The following is a 17181-nucleotide window of genomic DNA, read 5'->3' on the forward strand; positions in this document are numbered from 1 at the left end:
GGGAAAATACTTGTTGGAAGATATTAACCAAACTTAAAAACCCTTGTCTATTTATTTTAATGACAAGGGTTTCCATTGTTTCAAAAGAAATCTTACCGTTACACTTTCATACTGTAACAGGAGGAATACGAATGGATATATCAAAAAGCGAAAAAATGAAACTATTATTACAACAAATACAGATGAATACGGAGTTAATCGACACCGTTTTTAAAAATAGTTTTTTAGAACGTCTAGAAGTATTCAAGGCGGACAAGCGCTGGCATTTTTATATACAAGTAGAACGTGTGTTACCTGCTATTGTGTATCAGGAATTCCGCGCAAAGTTACAGGAAGCCTTTAGGCAGATTGCAACCGTAGAGTTAACGCTTCGTACGAACGAGAAAAATTGTGATTCAGAATTGATCTGTGACTACTGGCAATTATACATCCAGTCCATTAATGACTTATCTCCTGCATACAAAGACTTAGTATTTAATCAGAAACCATCTGTTAACAATAATAAACTTATGTTAACTGCTAGGAATGAAGCAGAAGCAAATGCGTTAAAGAAAAGGCTAGAAGATAACTTTCGTAGTTTTTGCAAAACAGCAGGGGTACCTTTTTATTCCCTTGAGGTCGAAGTTAAAAATCAAGATGCAGAAATTCAAAAGTTTAGAGAACAAAAAGCATTGGAAGATCAACAGCTTGTTAAGAAAACAATTCAAGAAAAAGAAAAGCGTGATCAGGATCGTTTGAAGAATGAAGATCAGCCATTTATGATCGGGTACAAAATCCAAGACGAGCATTCCTTGATGGAAGAAATTCTAGAAGAAGAACGCCGCATTACTGTACAAGGATATGTTTTTGATGTAGATATTCGCAAACTTCGTTCTGGTAGAAGTCTGTTGATAATAAAAGCAACAGATTACACAGATTCTCTACAAATTAAAATGTTCTCTAAAGGCGATGAAGACGCTGCAAAGTTTGAACATCTGAAAAAAGGTATGTGGATCAAAGCTAGAGGTAGTATTCAAACAGACATGTATTCCAATGAATTGGCTATGATGGCTAATGACATCCATGAAATTAAAGTTAAAACACGTCTTGATACAGCAAATGACGGTGAAAAACGAATTGAATTTCACGCCCATTCAACGATGAGTCAAATGGATGCAGTTGTGTCTCCTGGACGCCTTGTTGAACAAGCTGCCAAATGGGGACATAAAGCAATTGCAATCACGGATCATGCAGGTGTACAAGGATTTCCAGAAGCATATGCTGCTGGAAACAAAAATGGAATTAAAGTAATGTATGGGGTCGAAGCAAACCTTGTCGATGATGGTGTTCCTATTGCATATAACGAAAGTGATATGGACTTGGAATCTGCCAACTATATTGTATTTGACGTAGAGACAACTGGATTGTCTGCGGTTTATGATACAATCATTGAGCTTGCAGCCGTTAAAATTCACCGTGGAGAAATTATTGACCGTTTCGAATCATTCGCTAACCCACATCATCCGTTATCAGAAACAACTACAAATTTAACCGGAATTACAGATGATATGGTAAAGGATGCTCCGGAAGTAGCTGACGTATTGAAAGACTTTTTTGAGTGGAGCGGTAGTGATATATTAGTTGCCCATAACGCTAGCTTTGATATTGGTTTTTTAAATCAAGGATATAAAAAAATAGATTATGAAAAAGTAATAAATCCAGTTATAGATACGTTAGAACTTGCTAGATTTTTATACCCAGAACTGAAAAATCACCGCTTAAACACATTATGTAAGCATTTAGATATCGAACTAACACAACATCACCGTGCAATCTATGATGCAGAAGCGACAGGGTATTTGTTATGGAAGCTAGTACAAGGGTTATTAAAGAAAGAAATTACAAATCACCAGCAATTAAATAATCATATGGGTGAGGGAAATGCGTATCAACGTTCAAGACCGTTTCATTGTACGTTAATCGCTAAAAATGAAGAAGGATTGAAAAATTTATATAAACTAGTCTCACATGCTCATATCGATTACTTTTACCGTGTGCCGAGAATCCCTCGATCCCTTTTGCAGAAGTTACGAACTGGGGTATTGATTGGAACAGCATGTGACCAAGGGGAAGTTTTTGAGACAATGATGCAAAAGTCTGCTGAAGAAGCAGAGAGTGTTGCAGAATTTTACGATTATATTGAAGTACAACCGCCGGCTAATTATGCACATTTAATAGAGAAAGACTTAGTTCAAAATGAATCTCAAATTCTAGATATTATTTCGAAAATAGTAGATTTAGGTGTACGTGTAAACAAGCCGGTTATTGCGACAGGGAATGTGCATTATATTGATGAGCATGAAAAATTATATCGACAAATTTTAATAGCATCACAGGCTGGGAATCCATTAAATCGCGTTACATTACCGGATACGCCATTTCGCACAACGAATGAAATGATTGAATGCTTCAGCTTTTTAGGTGAGGAAAAAGCAAAGGAAATAGTTGTTTCCAATACACATGATTTAGCTGATCAAATCGAAGAGGTTTCACCTGTGAAGGACGGTTTATATACACCTACCATTGAGGGTGCAGACCAAGAAATGCGTGATTTATGCTATTCACGTGCAAAATATATTTATGGTGAACAAGTACCTCAAATCGTTGTGGACCGTTTAGAAAAAGAACTAGACAGTATTATAAGTAATGGTTTTGCTGTAATCTATTTAATTTCTCATAAGCTAGTTAAAAAGTCACTTGATGACGGGTATCTTGTAGGTTCAAGGGGATCGGTGGGATCATCACTTGTTGCTACGATGACGGAAATTACAGAAGTAAACCCATTACCACCACATTATGTATGCCCATCCTGTCATTATAATGAGTGGATTACAGATGGATCAGTAGGTAGTGGATTTGATTTGCAGGATAAGCAATGTCCAGAATGTGACTCAGAACTGAAGAAAGATGGACAGGATATTCCGTTTGAAACGTTTCTAGGCTTTAAAGGAGACAAAGTTCCCGATATCGACTTGAACTTCTCAGGTGAATATCAACCGAATGCACATAATTACACGAAAGTTCTTTTTGGTGAAGACAATGTGTATCGTGCTGGAACAATAGGTACGATTGCAGAAAAAACAGCATATGGTTATGTGAAAGGGTACGCCTCTGATAAAAGCCTTGTATTTAAAAATGCTGAAGTAGATAGACTGGTTCAAGGTTGCACAGGTGTAAAACGAACTACTGGACAACACCCAGGAGGAATTATTGTTGTACCAGATGATAAGGAGATATATGATTTTACACCAATTCAATATCCTGCTGATGATAGGAAAAGTGAATGGAAAACGACTCACTTTGACTTCCATTCTATTCATGATAATTTATTAAAGCTTGATATTCTTGGACACGATGACCCGACAGTGATTCGTATGCTTCAAGATTTAAGTGGTATTGATCCAACAACAATTCCAACAGATGATAAGGAAGTTATGAAAATATTCTCTGGACCGGAATCACTTGGTGTTACTGCTGAGCAAATTAATTGTAAAACAGGAACATTAGGAGTTCCTGAGTTTGGGACCAAGTTTGTTCGACAAATGCTAGAGGACACAAGACCTAGTACATTTGCCGAGCTCGTTATCATTTCAGGATTATCTCATGGTACAGATGTGTGGTTAGGCAATGCTCAAGAATTGATAAATGACGGTATTTGTGAATTACCAGACGTTATTGGGTGCCGAGATGATATCATGGTGTATTTAATGCATAAAGGATTAGAAGCATCACTTGCCTTTAAAATTATGGAATTCGTTCGAAAAGGAAAGGGATTGCAGGATGAATGGATTACAGAAATGAAAAAGCACGGCGTACCGGACTGGTATATTGAATCATGTAAAAAGATTAAATATATGTTCCCTAAAGCTCATGCCGCTGCATACGTGTTAATGGCTGTCCGAATTGCGTATTTCAAAGTGCATTATCCAATTTATTTTTATGCTGCTTATTTTTCCGTTCGCGCTGGAGATTTTGATTTAAATACGATGGTAAAAGGTTCTGAAGCAATAAGAAAACGTATTGAAGAAATTTCTGTAAAAGGTAATGAAGCTTCTCCTAAAGAAAAGAACTTATTAACCGTTTTAGAAATAGCTTTAGAAATGTGTGAAAGAGGGTTTTCTTTCCAAAAAGTAAACTTATATAAATCAGAGGCAGCGGAATTTATCGTTGACGGGAATTCGTTAATCCCACCTTTCAACGCTGTAGACGGTTTAGGAACTAATGCAGCAATTAACATTGTTAAGGCAAGGGAAAATGGGGAGTTTTTATCCAAGGAAGACTTACGTGACAGAAGTAAAATCTCAAAAACAGTATTGGAATATCTTGATAACCACGGTTGTCTAGATGGCATGGCAGAAAAAAATCAACTATCATTATTTTAATGAACAAAAGCACAAGAGCCCTTTCAGGCTAAAACGCCACGTCCTAGAAAAAGCAAATCGCTTTTTCCGCGTACGATGATACTCTCAGCAGGTTTCCTCTTATCCTGTGTCATCATCGACATTAGGACGTCCTGTCCGTTGGAGTTGGACGTGGTTGTTCCTGCCAAGAAGTACCCACAGGCATTAAATTTTAACCTAGACTACAAAAAAGCACTGACAGATGTTAGTGCTTTTTGACATTTTATCAAATCTAAGTCTTGGATTGGATATTGTGCACTATGCTATAATAAGATTCATAATCATTGTAATTATTACTTATCGATATAGTAAGGAAGTGATTTACATTTGAAGCTAATATTTAATAATGGTATGGATATTCGGGAATGTTTAGTTATGAATAGGAGAGTCTTTGAAGAAAATGTATTAAATGAAGCGGTAAACGTCAAGGATAAAATAGATGAAATCCATTTGATTGGAAACATCAACTTACTTCAAAATGCACATAAACTAGTATTACATATAGTGGAAGAAGATGTGCAGGAAGTGAAGGATTTTGCTAAGCAAGAGGGAATATTATGGGCAAAGTACTCGCTTACATTAGCATTTAAATTAGAATGGCTTCAAGCTATTCGTCGAACTCTTTGGAAGTTTTTACGTGAATACAATACGTTGAGCGAAAAAAATAATTCTAATGAAGATTTTTATCAATTAGAAAGTAAGATAAATGGTCTGATCGATTTGTTCTTAAATGGATTTTTTATTCATTACTCAAAATACAAAGATGAACTAATTGAATCACAACAAAAATTAGTTGATAATCTATCTGTACCAATTATTCCTATAACTTCTTCCGTTTGTATCCTACCATTAATTGGTACAATTGATACAAATAGAGCAAATACTATTGAAGAAAAAGTATTATTCGAGATAGGAAAGTTACGCATTGAAACATTAATTCTAGACCTTTCAGGAATTGCTGAAATGGATAGTGATGCAATCAAACATTTTATTAAATTACTTGATGGTGTATCCATGATGGGGGCAAAATCAGTTCTTACTGGTCTTAGACCTGAGGTTGTTAGAAATATGGTGAATTTAGACATTACATTTGGTTCAAGAGCCGATATAAAAGCTTCGTTACAAGTGGCTATAAGAGATTATTTGAAATCAGATATCTCAACTGAGCGGAACATACATTTAGAAGAGATAACTGACTAGTTATAAGTCATGCTAATTTGTTGCACAATTTTATATCTTATGGTATATTATAAACGTATTGATATGAACGTTTACAAGAGTGGGCATTCCCCACTCTTTCTTTCATACAACAATCATCTTTTGTCGTATTCCCTTGCCACTTTACTCGGCAAGGGTTTTATATTGAATTTGAGCTAGGATGTACATAAAGATATGAAAATGGCTTTGTTTGTCCATAATAAGAAGAAGTATTTTAACTGATGTAAAGGAGGATTAAAATTGAGTTCTCAAGTTATTCAAACAACCGAGGAATTAGTAAAGCCTATTTTAACGAATAAAAACTTAGAGTTAGTAGATGTCGAGTATGTTAAAGAGGGTAAAAATTGGTTCTTAAGAGTTTATATTGATAAAGCAGGCGGCGTTGATATCACAGAATGTGGTGAAGTCTCTGAACAATTGAGTGAGAAGTTGGATGAAGTCGACCCCATTAAAGAAGCCTATTTTTTGGAAGTTTCATCTCCAGGTGTGGAACGTCCTTTAAAGACAAAAGAAGATTTTGCTAGCAATAAAGACCAAAATGTATATATCAAATTGTATGAACCAATTGATGGAGAAAAAGAGTATCAAGGCATTTTAAAAGCGTTTAGCAATGATGTTGCAACCGTTGAATATAAGGTAAAAACACAAAAAAAACAAGTAGAAATACCATTTGAGAAAATCGCTAAGGCAAGACGAGCAGTTTCATTATAAAGGGGGAAAAGGAAAGTGAGCAGTCAGTTGTTTGACGCTATTGAACATTTAGGAAAAGAAAAGGGTATTGACAAAGATGTATTATTGGAAGCATTAGAAGCGGCGTTAATTTCAGCTTATAAAAAGAACTTTAAGTCAGCTACGAATGTACGTGTTGATTTAGATGAAAACGCAGGGACAATGCGAGTCTTTTCTCGGAAAACTGTTGTAGACGAAGTAGAGGATAATCAACAAGAAATTTCATTAGATGAAGCGAAAAAAATTGATCCCAATTACGAACTTGAAGACATTATTGAAGTAGAAGTTACACCAAAGGATTTCGGTAGAATTGCTGCTCAAGCAGCCAAACAAGTTGTAACACAACGTGTTAGAGAGGCAGAGCGGGGTGTGATTTTTGGGGAATATGCTGATCGTGAAGAGGATGTTATGACTGGTATTATCCAACGCAAGGATCACCGTTTTGTATATGTCAACTTAGGGAAGATTGAAGCAAAGTTAGCGGAAGCTGAACAAATGCCAACAGAAGAATACCATATCCATGATCGCATTAAAGTTTTTGTGACAAAAGTTGAAAATACAAGTAAAGGTCCACAAATTTATATTTCTAGATCTCATCCTGGATTATTAAAAAGACTATTTGAGATGGAAGTTCCGGAAATCTTCGATGGAATTGTTGAGATTAAATCAGTAGCACGAGAAGCTGGGGATCGTTCCAAAATTTCTGTATATGCTCCAGATCCAGAAATCGATCCTGTAGGTTCGTGTGTTGGACAAAAAGGACAACGTGTGCAAGCAATTGTCAATGAACTTAAAGGTGAAAAAATAGACATTGTGGAATGGTCTGAAGATCCAGTGGTATATGTATCTAATGCTTTAAGTCCTTCTAAAGTAGTTGATGTATTAGTAAATGAAGAAGAGAAATCAACTACAGTGATTGTGCCTGATTATCAGCTATCATTAGCGATTGGAAAACGTGGTCAAAACGCTCGATTAGCAGCTAAATTGACAGGGTGGAAAATTGATATTAAAAGTGAGACTGAAGCTCGTGAAGAAGGCTTGTTGACAGAAAAAGAAACTACTTCTACAAAGATTGAAGATGAAGAAGATTTATTTGAGTAGGAGGTATTTTTAATGGTTCAAAAAAGAAAAGTACCTGAGCGCAAATGTATCGTTACAAACGAAATGAAACAAAAGAAAGAATTAATTCGTGTGGTTCGTAACAAAGAGGGAGAGGTCTTTGTTGACTCTTCTGGCAAGAAAAATGGTCGTGGTGCGTATTTATCAAAAGAGATAGATGCAATAAATAAAGCCGAAAAAACTGGCGTCTTAAGTCGTCAACTTAATGCCCAAATCGAACCGTCCATTTATGATGAGTTACGTGAACTAATTCTAGGTGAGAATCATGAAAAATAAGTATTTAAATATGATCGGACTTGCATACCGTGCCAGGAAATGCTCACTTGGTGAAGAAACGATTGTAAAAGATATTCAGAAAAACCGTGCTAAATTAGTGTTAATAGCTAACGATATTGGTCCACAAACACATAAGAAATTAACAAATAAATGTAACACATATGATGTTCCATATATCATCGTTGATGATCGGGAAACATTATCAAATGCTATTGGAAAATCCCAGAGAGTAGCCATTGCGATTTTAGATGAAGGTTTCGCGGCTAAGATTAAATCGTTACTCGGGTAAATAAATTCGGGGGTGAACGTATGAGTAAAATGCGTGTATATGAATATGCAAAACAAAAAAACACGAGTAGTAAAGATGTTATTAACCATTTAAAAGAATTGAATGTGGAAGTTTCAAATCACATGTCAACAATCTCAACAGATGCAATTTCGAAATTAGATGAGAAGTTTAGTCCAAAACAAAAAAAGGATACCAGCTCTCAATCTGGAGAAAAACCAAAGAATAATAATACGAAGAAACAACAATCGAATCAAACGGAAACAAATAAAAATGACCAGAGTAGAAATAATAAAGGTAATTCTAAAGGTAATCAAAATCATGGTCAAAAAAATAAAGGTCAAAACCGTCCTGATAAAAATAAGAAACACCAAAAAGGGAATAAGAACAGACCTACTTCTAATCAAAAGCAACAACCAGTGGTGAAGGAAACACCGAAAGAAATTAAATACAGTGGGACATTAACAGTTAGCGATTTAGCGGCAAAACTTAATAAAGAATCGTCCGAAATTATTAAGAAGTTAATGTTCTTAGGTGTAATGGCAACGAAAAATCAGGATTTAGATGATGATGCAATAGAATTGATTTGCACTGAATTTGATGTTTCGGTTGAAAAGGAAATTATCTTAGAAGATACTGATTTTGATAAGTATATTCAAGAAGATGACGTTTCAGACCTTCAAGAAAGACCTTCAGTTGTAACTATTATGGGTCATGTTGACCATGGTAAAACGACGTTACTAGATGCTATTAGACATACGAAAGTAACGGAAGGTGAAGCTGGTGGGATTACCCAACATATCGGTGCCTATCAAATAGAAAATGAAGGTAAAAGGATTACATTCTTAGATACGCCTGGGCACGCAGCATTCACAAGTATGAGATCACGTGGAGCACAAGTTACGGATATTGCTATTTTAGTTGTAGCTGCAGATGACGGTGTTATGCCACAAACAGTGGAAGCGATCAATCATGCAAAAGCTGCTGAAGTTCCAATTATTGTAGCGGTTAATAAAGTTGATAAAGAAGGAGCAAATCCTGATCGTGTTATGCAAGAATTAACAGAGTATGAGTTAATTCCTGAGGATTGGGGCGGAAGTACTATATTTGTTCAATTGTCTGCTCTCCAAAATGAAGGTATTGATGATTTACTAGAAATGATCCTTCTTGTAGGTGAGGTTGAAGAATTAAAAGCAGATCCAAATAAAAATGCGTTTGGTACGGTTATTGAAGCGGAACTTGATAAGGGACGCGGTTCTGTAGCAACACTATTAGTGCAAAATGGAACATTGCGCGTGGGTGACTCCATTGTTGTTGGTAATACGTTTGGTCGTGTGCGTGCAATGGTTAATGATTTAGGTCAACGTGTTAAGGAAGCAGGACCATCTACCCCAGTGGAAATTACTGGGTTAAATGATGTGCCTCAAGCTGGAGATCAGTTCTTAGTATTTAATGATGAGAAGAAAGCCCGTCAAATTGGGGAAGCTCGTCAACAGAAACAAATACAAGAAAATCGCGGCGAACAAACGAAAGTAAGTCTAGATGATTTATTTGAACAAATTAAACAAGGTGAAATGAAAGAAATTAATGTAATCCTAAAATCAGACGTACAAGGGTCTGCAGAAGCATTGGCATCTTCATTACAAAAAATTGATGTTGAAGGTGTAAAAATAAAAATTATCCATACTGGCGTAGGAGCAATTACAGAATCTGATATTATTTTAGCTTCTGCATCCAACGCAATTGTAATTGGGTTTAATGTACGACCAGATGCAAATGCTAAAAAAGCAGCTGACTCTGAAAAAGTGGATGTACGATTACACCGTGTCATATACAAAGCAATTGAAGAAATAGAAGCTGCAATGAAAGGGATGCTTGATCCAGAGTTTGAAGAAAAAGTTATTGGTCAAGCGGAAGTTCGCGAAATATTTAAAGTATCTAAAATTGGAACAATTGCTGGTAGCTATGTAACTGAAGGTAAAATCACTCGAGAAGCTGGAGTACGTCTAATACGTAATGGTGTTGTTCAGTTTGAAGGTGAAATTGATGCCCTAAAACGCTTTAAAGATGATGTGAAAGAGGTTGCAACCAATTATGAGTGTGGTATAACGATCAAAAACTTTAATGACATTAAAGAAGGAGATATTCTTGAAGCATTTGTCATGGAGGAAATTGAACGGAAATGATTATCTATGCAGAAGTGGAATGTATGATGTATGAAGGACATTCCCTCAAGCAAAAACGCTCAATTCTGAAGCGGATTATGGCTAAATTACGCCATGATTTTAATGTAGCTGTTACCGAACTGGATTATCATGATTTGTGGCAACGCACGAAACTAGGTATTGTTACGATATCTAATGATAAAAAACACAGTGAAAAGGTTATTCAGGAGGTCTTACGTGTTATTGATACGTACTCGGAATTAGAACGTACGCTAACGAATGTTGAGCAACTTTAAAATATCTCTTTTACAGAGCATGGATATTCTTTTTATCCCGCATGTAACTGGCAGTAAGACCTCCACTTCACGATTACGGGGTATATCCAAGCGGGAAAAGTGGAAGATCAACTGAAAGTCAAATGTCCGATTGGTTCAAGGGCCTTTAGGTCATACCCTTGCGGTACTAACAATCAGTGGGTTGAAAGAACCCCCACTGATTGAAGTTTCACTTTATCCCGCATGTAACTGGCAGTAAGACCTCCACTTCACTATTAGAGGTATATTCAAGCAGGAAAAGTGGAAGGTCAACTGCCAGTAAATGTCCGATTGGTTCAACTAACAATCAGTGGGTTGAAAGAGCCCCACTGATTGAAGTTTCACTTTATGAAGAGGTGATAGAAATGAGTAATTTACGTGCAAATCGTGTTGCAGAACAAATGAAAAAAGAACTAGGGGAAATTTTAACTCGTAAAATAAAAGACCCAAGAGTTGGATTTGTGACTGTTACAGATGTCGAAGTAACTGGTGATTTGCAACAAGCGACAATTTATATTTCTGTACTTGGCGATGAAAAAAAGAAACACGATACTTTATTAGGTCTCGCTAAAGCAAAAGGTTTTATCCGCTCAGAAATAGGATCTAGAATTCGGTTGCGTAAAACACCTGAACTGACTTTTGAATTTGATGAGGCTTTAGAACAGGGTAATCGAATCGAAACAATTCTTCGTGACTTAAATAAATAAATGTAAATAAAAATCTGGCTCATAATGTACCTATAAAATGAGTCAGATTTTTCCTTGCCAAAACATAGGACGGTGATTCAAAAAAATGGATGGTATTTTAGCACTTTGGAAGCCTAGAGGAATGACATCGCATGATTGTGTTATGCGAGTTAGGAAGTTATTTAGAACGAAAAAAGTCGGACATACTGGTACCTTAGATCCTGAAGTTGAAGGAGTATTACCGATTTGTATTGGTCAAGCAACGAAAATTGTACCATTTCTAACAGACACGAAAAAGGTTTACATTGCAGAAGTTATGCTTGGAATTTCTACAGAAACAGAGGATAGTCACGGTGATGTAGTTGAACAAGTGGAGGTACATGAAGTTCCATCTAAACAGAAAATCGAAAACGTGTTACAATCTTTTCAGGGTGAGATCGAACAAATACCACCAATGTACTCAGCGGTAAAAGTTAATGGAAAGAAATTATATGAATATGCTAGAGCAAATCAATTTGTGGAACGACCGAAAAGAAAGGTTACTATCTACGATATAAAGCGCTTACCCGATGAGAAAAATAATAACAGATATATCCGGATGGAAGTAGTTTGCGCTAAGGGTACATATATCCGAACATTATGTGTAGATATAGGAAAAAAACTTGGATATCCTGCACATATGTCTGATTTAATCCGAATAACAACTGGTTCATTTACAAGACACAATACAGTTGATTTTCAGACGATTGAAGATGCAGTGGACCAGGGAAATCAATTGGATCTGTTGATGCCAATGATAAATGGAGTAAACCATTTGGATACACTCCAAGTTGACGCACAAACGAAAAGAAAAGTCCTTGTAGGACAAAAATTGGCAAGACCTGAATTTATTACATCTACAGATCCGTTTGTAGTCATACACGGAGAGCAATTATTAGCAATCTATCAAATCCACCCGAATAATCACGATGAAATAAAACCAATTCGTGTCTTTCATGAATGAATAAAAGTGTAGGTGACAAATAATGAGAACGATTGAATTAACTTATCCTCATAGCTTATTAAAGGGCGAATTACCGGATACGGTTGCTGCGACCGGATTTTTTGATGGAATACATAAAGGGCATCAACGAGTTATAAATACAGCGATTCAACATGCTAATAATAATGATATGGAAAGTGCTGTCATTTCATTTCATCCACATCCATCCGTAGTATTAAAAAAAGATAATAAGCACGTTAAGTATATAACGCCAATGAAAGAGAAAATAAAAGTACTTTCACAAATGGGAGTAGATCGCCTTTATATTATTACCTTTAATAAAGAACTCTCTGCTTTATCACCACAAGAATTTATTGATCATTTCATCATTGGATTGAATATGAAACATGTAGTGGCAGGATTTGACTTTTCTTATGGTCATAAAGGCCAAGGAAATATGAACAGTATAGAAGAACATGCTAGAGGTTTATTTACTCACACGACAATTGATAAAGTATTAGATGAGGGTGAAAAAATAAGTTCTACAAGGATTCGCAACCTTCTTCAAGATGGTAATGTAGAAAAAGTACATCATCTTTTAGATAGACCTTTAACTATTACAGGTAAGGTAATTGAAGGTGAAAAAAGAGGAAGAGAATTAGGGTATCCAACAGCTAATATTCAAATTGATCCGGATGCACTACTACCTAAACCAGGTATCTATGCGGTAAAAATCGTATATCATAATTCCATTTATGAAGGAATGGCAAGTCTTGGTATAAATCCAACTTTCACGGAAGATCGTCTGGACTTATCATTCGAAGTGAATATTTTTGATTTTCAGAACGATTTGTATGGGGAAGAATTAACCGTACAATGGTATACATTTATACGAGAAGAAGAGAAGTTTGATAGTGTTAAAGGACTTATTGACCAGATAAAAGAAGATGAAAGAGTTATTCGAAATTATTTTCACGTTACAGATAAATAACGTGAAATTATAGTTTTTTCCTTGCATTTTTACGCGAAAAGATGTACGATATAAAAGTTATAACCTTCGCTTGGCAAAACGTAACTCCGACGTTTGCTAGGGGACAGGGGATATTTAAATTATAGGAGGTGGGCCGAATGGCTATTACAAAAGAACGTAAGAATGAAATTATTAATGAATACAAAGTTCACGAAAGTGATACTGGTTCTCCAGAAGTACAGATTGCTGTACTTACGGAAGAAATCACAACTTTAAACGAACATTTACGTGTTCATAAAAAAGATCATCATTCACGTCGTGGTCTTTTGAAAATGGTAGGTAAACGTCGTAATTTACTGAACTACTTACGTAACAAAGACGTTACTCGCTATCGTGAATTAATCAAAAAGCTTGGCTTACGTAGATAAGCTTAAAAGCAGGAGTAATCCTGCTTTTTTTCATATCTGTATAGAAATATGCAGGTTTTATGTACATAAAATTTACTTTACTGCTGATAAACTATAAAATAGATACTAGAATGATTATTGAAAGGAGTACAACTACTAATGGCAGAAGAAAAACAAATATTCTCCACCGAAATCGCCGGTAAACCTTTTATCGTTGAAACTGGAGAATTAGCAAAACAGGCAAATGGTGCATGTATGGTTCGTTATGGTGATACATCCGTGTTATCTGTAGCCACAGCATCAAAAGAACCAAAAGATCTTCCCTTTTTTCCGTTAACGGTTAATTATGAGGAACGATTATATGCGGTTGGGAAAATTCCAGGAGGATTTATTAAGCGTGAAGGAAGACCGAGTGAAAAAGCAATATTGGCATCACGTTTAATTGATCGACCGATACGTCCATTATTTCCAGATGGTTTTCGTAATGAAATTCAAGTAATTAGCACGGTAATGAGTGTTGATCAAGATTGTTCATCTGAAATAGCTGCAATGATAGGATCCTCCATTGCATTAAGTATTTCAGACATTCCTTTTGAGGAACCAATTGCAGGAGTTCAAGTTGGTCGAGTTAATGGTGAATTTGTTATTAACCCTACTATTGAACAAGAAGAACAAAGTGATATTGAATTAACTGTAGCAGGTACTAAAGATGCAATAAACATGGTTGAGGCTGGTGCCGATGAAGTACCAGAAGAAACGATGCTTGAAGCAATCATGTTTGGTCATGAAGAAATCAAACGGTTAGTTGCTTTTCAAGAGGAAATTGTCCAAGCAATCGGACAAGAAAAATCAGAAGTTACATTATTTTCACTTGAAGAAGACTTGGTATCAAAAGTTGAAAAAGAAGCAAAAGATAAATTAGTACAAGCAATTCAAGTAAAAGAAAAACACGCGAGAGAAGATGCAATCAGCCAAGTTAAAGAAGACGTACTTGTAGCATATGAAGAAGAAGAACCGGATGTTATTAAGCGAGTGAAATCAGTATTAGATAAAATGATTAAGGAAGAAGTACGTCGCCTAATAACAAAAGAAAAATTACGTCCCGACGGTCGTAAACCTGATGAAATACGGGCGCTTTCTTCACGTATTAACGTTTTACCACGAACACATGGTTCAGGTTTATTTACAAGAGGACAAACACAAGCTTTAAGTATATGTACGCTTGGTGCATTAGGGGATGTACAAATATTAGATGGCTTGGATTTAGAAGAATCCAAACGATTTATGCATCATTACAACTTCCCGCAATATAGTGTTGGTGAAACAGGACCAATAAGAGGACCTGGACGCCGTGAAATTGGTCATGGTGCACTAGGAGAGCGAGCTTTGGAAAAAGTAATACCATCTGAAAAAGATTTTCCATATACAATTCGGTTAGTTTCTGAAGTATTAGAATCTAATGGTTCAACATCTCAAGCCAGCATTTGCGCGAGTACATTAGCTATGATGGATGCAGGTGTACCGATTACATCTCCAGTTGCAGGTATTGCCATGGGTCTCGTTAAATCTGGTGAGGATTATACAATCCTAACAGATATCCAAGGGATGGAAGATGCACTTGGAGATATGGACTTTAAAGTTGCTGGAACTGAAAAAGGTGTAACTGCTTTACAAATGGATATTAAGATTGATGGTTTGTCGAGAGAAATCCTTGAAGAAGCGCTTGTTCAAGCGAAAAAGGGTCGTATGCAAATACTAGATTCTATGCTTGCAACCATTAAGGAACCAAAACAAGAACTATCGCAATACGCTCCTAAAATTATGACAATGTCGATAAATCCGGATAAGATCCGTGATGTAATTGGGCCAAGTGGTAAACAAATTAATAAGATTATTGAAGAAACAGGTGTGAAGATTGATATTGAGCAAGATGGTAGTGTGTTTATTTCTTCAACTGATCCAGCAATGAATCAACAAGCGAAGAAAATAATTGAAGATCTAGTTCGCGAAGTGGAAGTAGGTCAAATGTACTTAGGTACAGTAAAACGAATTGAGAAATTTGGAGCTTTCGTAGAGCTATTTAAAGGAAAAGATGGCTTAGTTCATATTTCTGAATTAGCCGAAGAAAGAACGAATAAAGTCGAAGATGTTGTTAAGATTGGCGATCAAATTATGGTCAAAGTGAAAGAAGTTGACAACCAAGGACGAGTAAATCTTTCTCGTAAAGCGGTTTTAAAAGAGGAGAAAGAAAAAGCAGAAAAACTAAAATCATAATATAGGGAAAGACAAGAAGCTGGAACCCCAGTTTCTTTTTTATTTTTACGGCTGTTTTTAAGGTATTAAAAGGTTGTGTCGTTATTTCAAGTAAAAAAATCTTATTAGTAGTTGATGTAAAATGCGAAGTTACAGCAACGTGAAATCTACAGGGCGTGACTTTCCATGGCTAACGTGAAGTGGCCATGTAGAGAAATGGATAGAATGAAGGTTATATTATGAAATAAACTACTCCACGTACTCTCCTATAACTGCCATTTCAAGCGAAGTCGATGAGTCCCCACTATTTTTAAAAATATACCCTCTCTTTCATAACTTGTCCTTTGTGTTCATATAATTGAATAGAGGAGGGATATCGCATGTATAAATACAAAGATTTTATAAACCTTTGTGTTTTTATTATAATAGTTATGCTTAGTTTTCATCCTGAAACCAATCCGTTTACTTCATCTAATCACATTCATACCGGTTCTGTCATGGAAGTATCAAAAAATGACGCGTTATATCAAGAAATTCAAGAGAAAAGTAGTGAATTAAATCAGGAACCACAAGATGCCTATATCGATGATGTTTGGAAAAAAACTCCCGGAAGAAATGGTCTAACAGTCAATATTGATCGGTCCTATAAACAAATGAAAAAGAAAGGCAAATATAATGATAAGTTACTCGTTTACGACCAAATACCTCCGGAAGTAAAACTAGAAGATTTACCTACCGCCCCTATTTATAGAGGGCATCCAGAAAAAAATATGGTTTCTTTCTTAATCAATGTTTCGTGGGGAGGGGAATACATACCAAAGATATTGAATATCTTAAAAGAAAATAATGTTAAAGCAACATTTTTTATTGAGGGTAAATGGGCGAAGGAAAATATAGATTATGTCAAAATGATTAATGAACAAGACCATACAATTGGTAATCATGCTTACAATCATCCTGATATGGCAAGATTATCTGAACAGGAAATAGTGGATCAAATATCTAAAACGAATGAAGTACTAAAAGGGATTACTGGTTCTAGCCCGAAATGGTTTGCTCCGCCAAGTGGCAGCTTTTCAGACCAAGTTGTAAAAAGTGCGGAACAATTAGGCATGGAAACCATATTATGGACAGTAGACACAATTGATTGGAAGAATCCAACAGTTAGTGTTATGATGAATCGAGTAATGGGGAAAATACATCCAGGAGCAACTATTTTAATGCATCCAACTTCTTCTGTAGTCCATGCACTTCCTACAATGATAGCTCAAATTAAAGAAAAAGATTTAAAAATTGGTAAAATTGACGATTTACTAGATGAGTCAAGATGATAATCA

14 protein-coding genes are annotated in these 17181 nt (G+C 35.8%); all 14 read left to right on the top strand.

The window, feature by feature from the left end:
* The first annotated feature begins 131 nt into the window (after window positions 1-131).
* The 14 genes from ACFSTA_RS06210 to ACFSTA_RS06275 all read left to right on the top strand — a co-directional run bounded on the left by ACFSTA_RS06210 (window position 132) and on the right by ACFSTA_RS06275 (window position 17175).
* Window positions 132-4421: a PolC-type DNA polymerase III gene (locus ACFSTA_RS06210; RefSeq protein WP_377555729.1), complete on the top strand. Its 4290-nt coding sequence runs from the start codon at window positions 132-134 to the stop codon at window positions 4419-4421.
* A 345-nt stretch (window positions 4422-4766) separates the two neighbouring features.
* On the top strand, window positions 4767-5639 hold the full coding sequence (locus ACFSTA_RS06215; RefSeq protein ID WP_377555730.1) for an STAS domain-containing protein: 873 nt from the start codon (window positions 4767-4769) through the stop codon (window positions 5637-5639).
* A 258-nt stretch (window positions 5640-5897) separates the two neighbouring features.
* Window positions 5898-6368 carry a ribosome maturation factor RimP gene (rimP, locus tag ACFSTA_RS06220; protein WP_377555731.1) on the top strand — a complete coding sequence of 157 codons (471 nt, stop codon included), beginning with the start codon at window positions 5898-5900 and terminating at the stop codon, window positions 6366-6368.
* Between the two features lie 15 nt (window positions 6369-6383).
* Window positions 6384-7487 (top strand): transcription termination factor NusA, encoded by a 1104-nt coding sequence (nusA, locus tag ACFSTA_RS06225; protein ID WP_377555732.1) that lies wholly within the window; start codon window positions 6384-6386, stop codon window positions 7485-7487.
* Between the two features lie 12 nt (window positions 7488-7499).
* Entirely contained in the window at window positions 7500-7781 is a 282-nt protein-coding gene (rnpM, locus tag ACFSTA_RS06230; protein ID WP_377555733.1) for an RNase P modulator RnpM, read from the top strand.
* Complete coding sequence (locus ACFSTA_RS06235; RefSeq protein ID WP_377555734.1) at window positions 7771-8070, top strand: L7Ae/L30e/S12e/Gadd45 family ribosomal protein; 300 nt, start codon at window positions 7771-7773, stop codon at window positions 8068-8070. Before rnpM ends, ACFSTA_RS06235 begins: the two co-directional genes overlap by 11 nt.
* 20 nt (window positions 8071-8090) lie before the next feature.
* Window positions 8091-10253, top strand: coding sequence for a translation initiation factor IF-2 (gene infB, locus ACFSTA_RS06240; protein WP_377555735.1), 2163 nt, complete (start codon window positions 8091-8093; stop codon window positions 10251-10253).
* A complete protein-coding gene (locus tag ACFSTA_RS06245) occupies window positions 10250-10528 on the top strand; it encodes a DUF503 domain-containing protein (RefSeq protein ID WP_377555736.1) in 279 nt (92 codons plus the stop codon). The genes infB and ACFSTA_RS06245 overlap by 4 nt, the downstream gene beginning before the upstream one ends.
* A 383-nt stretch (window positions 10529-10911) precedes the next feature.
* Window positions 10912-11253: a 30S ribosome-binding factor RbfA gene (gene rbfA / locus ACFSTA_RS06250; RefSeq protein ID WP_377555737.1), complete on the top strand. Its 342-nt coding sequence runs from the start codon at window positions 10912-10914 to the stop codon at window positions 11251-11253.
* A gap of 85 nt (window positions 11254-11338) precedes the next feature.
* Window positions 11339-12235 (top strand): tRNA pseudouridine(55) synthase TruB, encoded by an 897-nt coding sequence (truB, locus tag ACFSTA_RS06255; RefSeq protein WP_377555739.1) that lies wholly within the window; start codon window positions 11339-11341, stop codon window positions 12233-12235.
* A gap of 22 nt (window positions 12236-12257) precedes the next feature.
* The gene (locus ACFSTA_RS06260; RefSeq protein WP_377555740.1) at window positions 12258-13205 is read left to right on the top strand and encodes a bifunctional riboflavin kinase/FAD synthetase; all 948 of its coding nucleotides are present in this window, start codon (window positions 12258-12260) and stop codon (window positions 13203-13205) included.
* A 137-nt stretch (window positions 13206-13342) separates the two neighbouring features.
* Window positions 13343-13612 carry a 30S ribosomal protein S15 gene (gene rpsO / locus ACFSTA_RS06265; RefSeq protein WP_047981226.1) on the top strand — a complete coding sequence of 90 codons (270 nt, stop codon included), beginning with the start codon at window positions 13343-13345 and terminating at the stop codon, window positions 13610-13612.
* Window positions 13613-13750: 138 nt separating this feature from the next.
* Window positions 13751-15865, top strand: coding sequence for a polyribonucleotide nucleotidyltransferase (gene pnp / locus ACFSTA_RS06270; RefSeq protein ID WP_377555741.1), 2115 nt, complete (start codon window positions 13751-13753; stop codon window positions 15863-15865).
* A gap of 359 nt (window positions 15866-16224) precedes the next feature.
* Window positions 16225-17175 (top strand): polysaccharide deacetylase family protein, encoded by a 951-nt coding sequence (locus ACFSTA_RS06275; protein ID WP_377555742.1) that lies wholly within the window; start codon window positions 16225-16227, stop codon window positions 17173-17175.
* Window positions 17176-17181 lie beyond the last annotated feature (6 nt).

The sequence above is a fragment of the Ornithinibacillus salinisoli genome (assembly GCF_042684965.1).
In the GTDB taxonomy this organism is placed as follows: Bacteria; Bacillota; Bacilli; order Bacillales; family Amphibacillaceae; genus Ornithinibacillus; species Ornithinibacillus salinisoli.

Excerpts from the sequence above, each read along its gene's own strand:
- ACFSTA_RS06210 (WP_377555729.1), top strand. The coding sequence starts at position 132 with ATGGATATATCAAAAAGCGAAAAAATGAAACTATTATTACAACAAATA.
- rnpM (WP_377555733.1), top strand. The coding sequence starts at position 7,500 with ATGGTTCAAAAAAGAAAAGTACCTGAGCGCAAATGTATCGTTACAAAC.
- ACFSTA_RS06235 (WP_377555734.1), top strand. The coding sequence starts at position 7,771 with ATGAAAAATAAGTATTTAAATATGATCGGACTTGCATACCGTGCCAGG.
- infB (WP_377555735.1), top strand. The coding sequence starts at position 8,091 with ATGAGTAAAATGCGTGTATATGAATATGCAAAACAAAAAAACACGAGT.
- ACFSTA_RS06245 (WP_377555736.1), top strand. The coding sequence starts at position 10,250 with ATGATTATCTATGCAGAAGTGGAATGTATGATGTATGAAGGACATTCC.
- rbfA (WP_377555737.1), top strand. The coding sequence starts at position 10,912 with ATGAGTAATTTACGTGCAAATCGTGTTGCAGAACAAATGAAAAAAGAA.
- truB (WP_377555739.1), top strand. The coding sequence starts at position 11,339 with ATGGATGGTATTTTAGCACTTTGGAAGCCTAGAGGAATGACATCGCAT.
- ACFSTA_RS06260 (WP_377555740.1), top strand. The coding sequence starts at position 12,258 with ATGAGAACGATTGAATTAACTTATCCTCATAGCTTATTAAAGGGCGAA.
- rpsO (WP_047981226.1), top strand. The coding sequence starts at position 13,343 with ATGGCTATTACAAAAGAACGTAAGAATGAAATTATTAATGAATACAAA.
- pnp (WP_377555741.1), top strand. The coding sequence starts at position 13,751 with ATGGCAGAAGAAAAACAAATATTCTCCACCGAAATCGCCGGTAAACCT.
- ACFSTA_RS06275 (WP_377555742.1), top strand. The coding sequence starts at position 16,225 with ATGTATAAATACAAAGATTTTATAAACCTTTGTGTTTTTATTATAATA.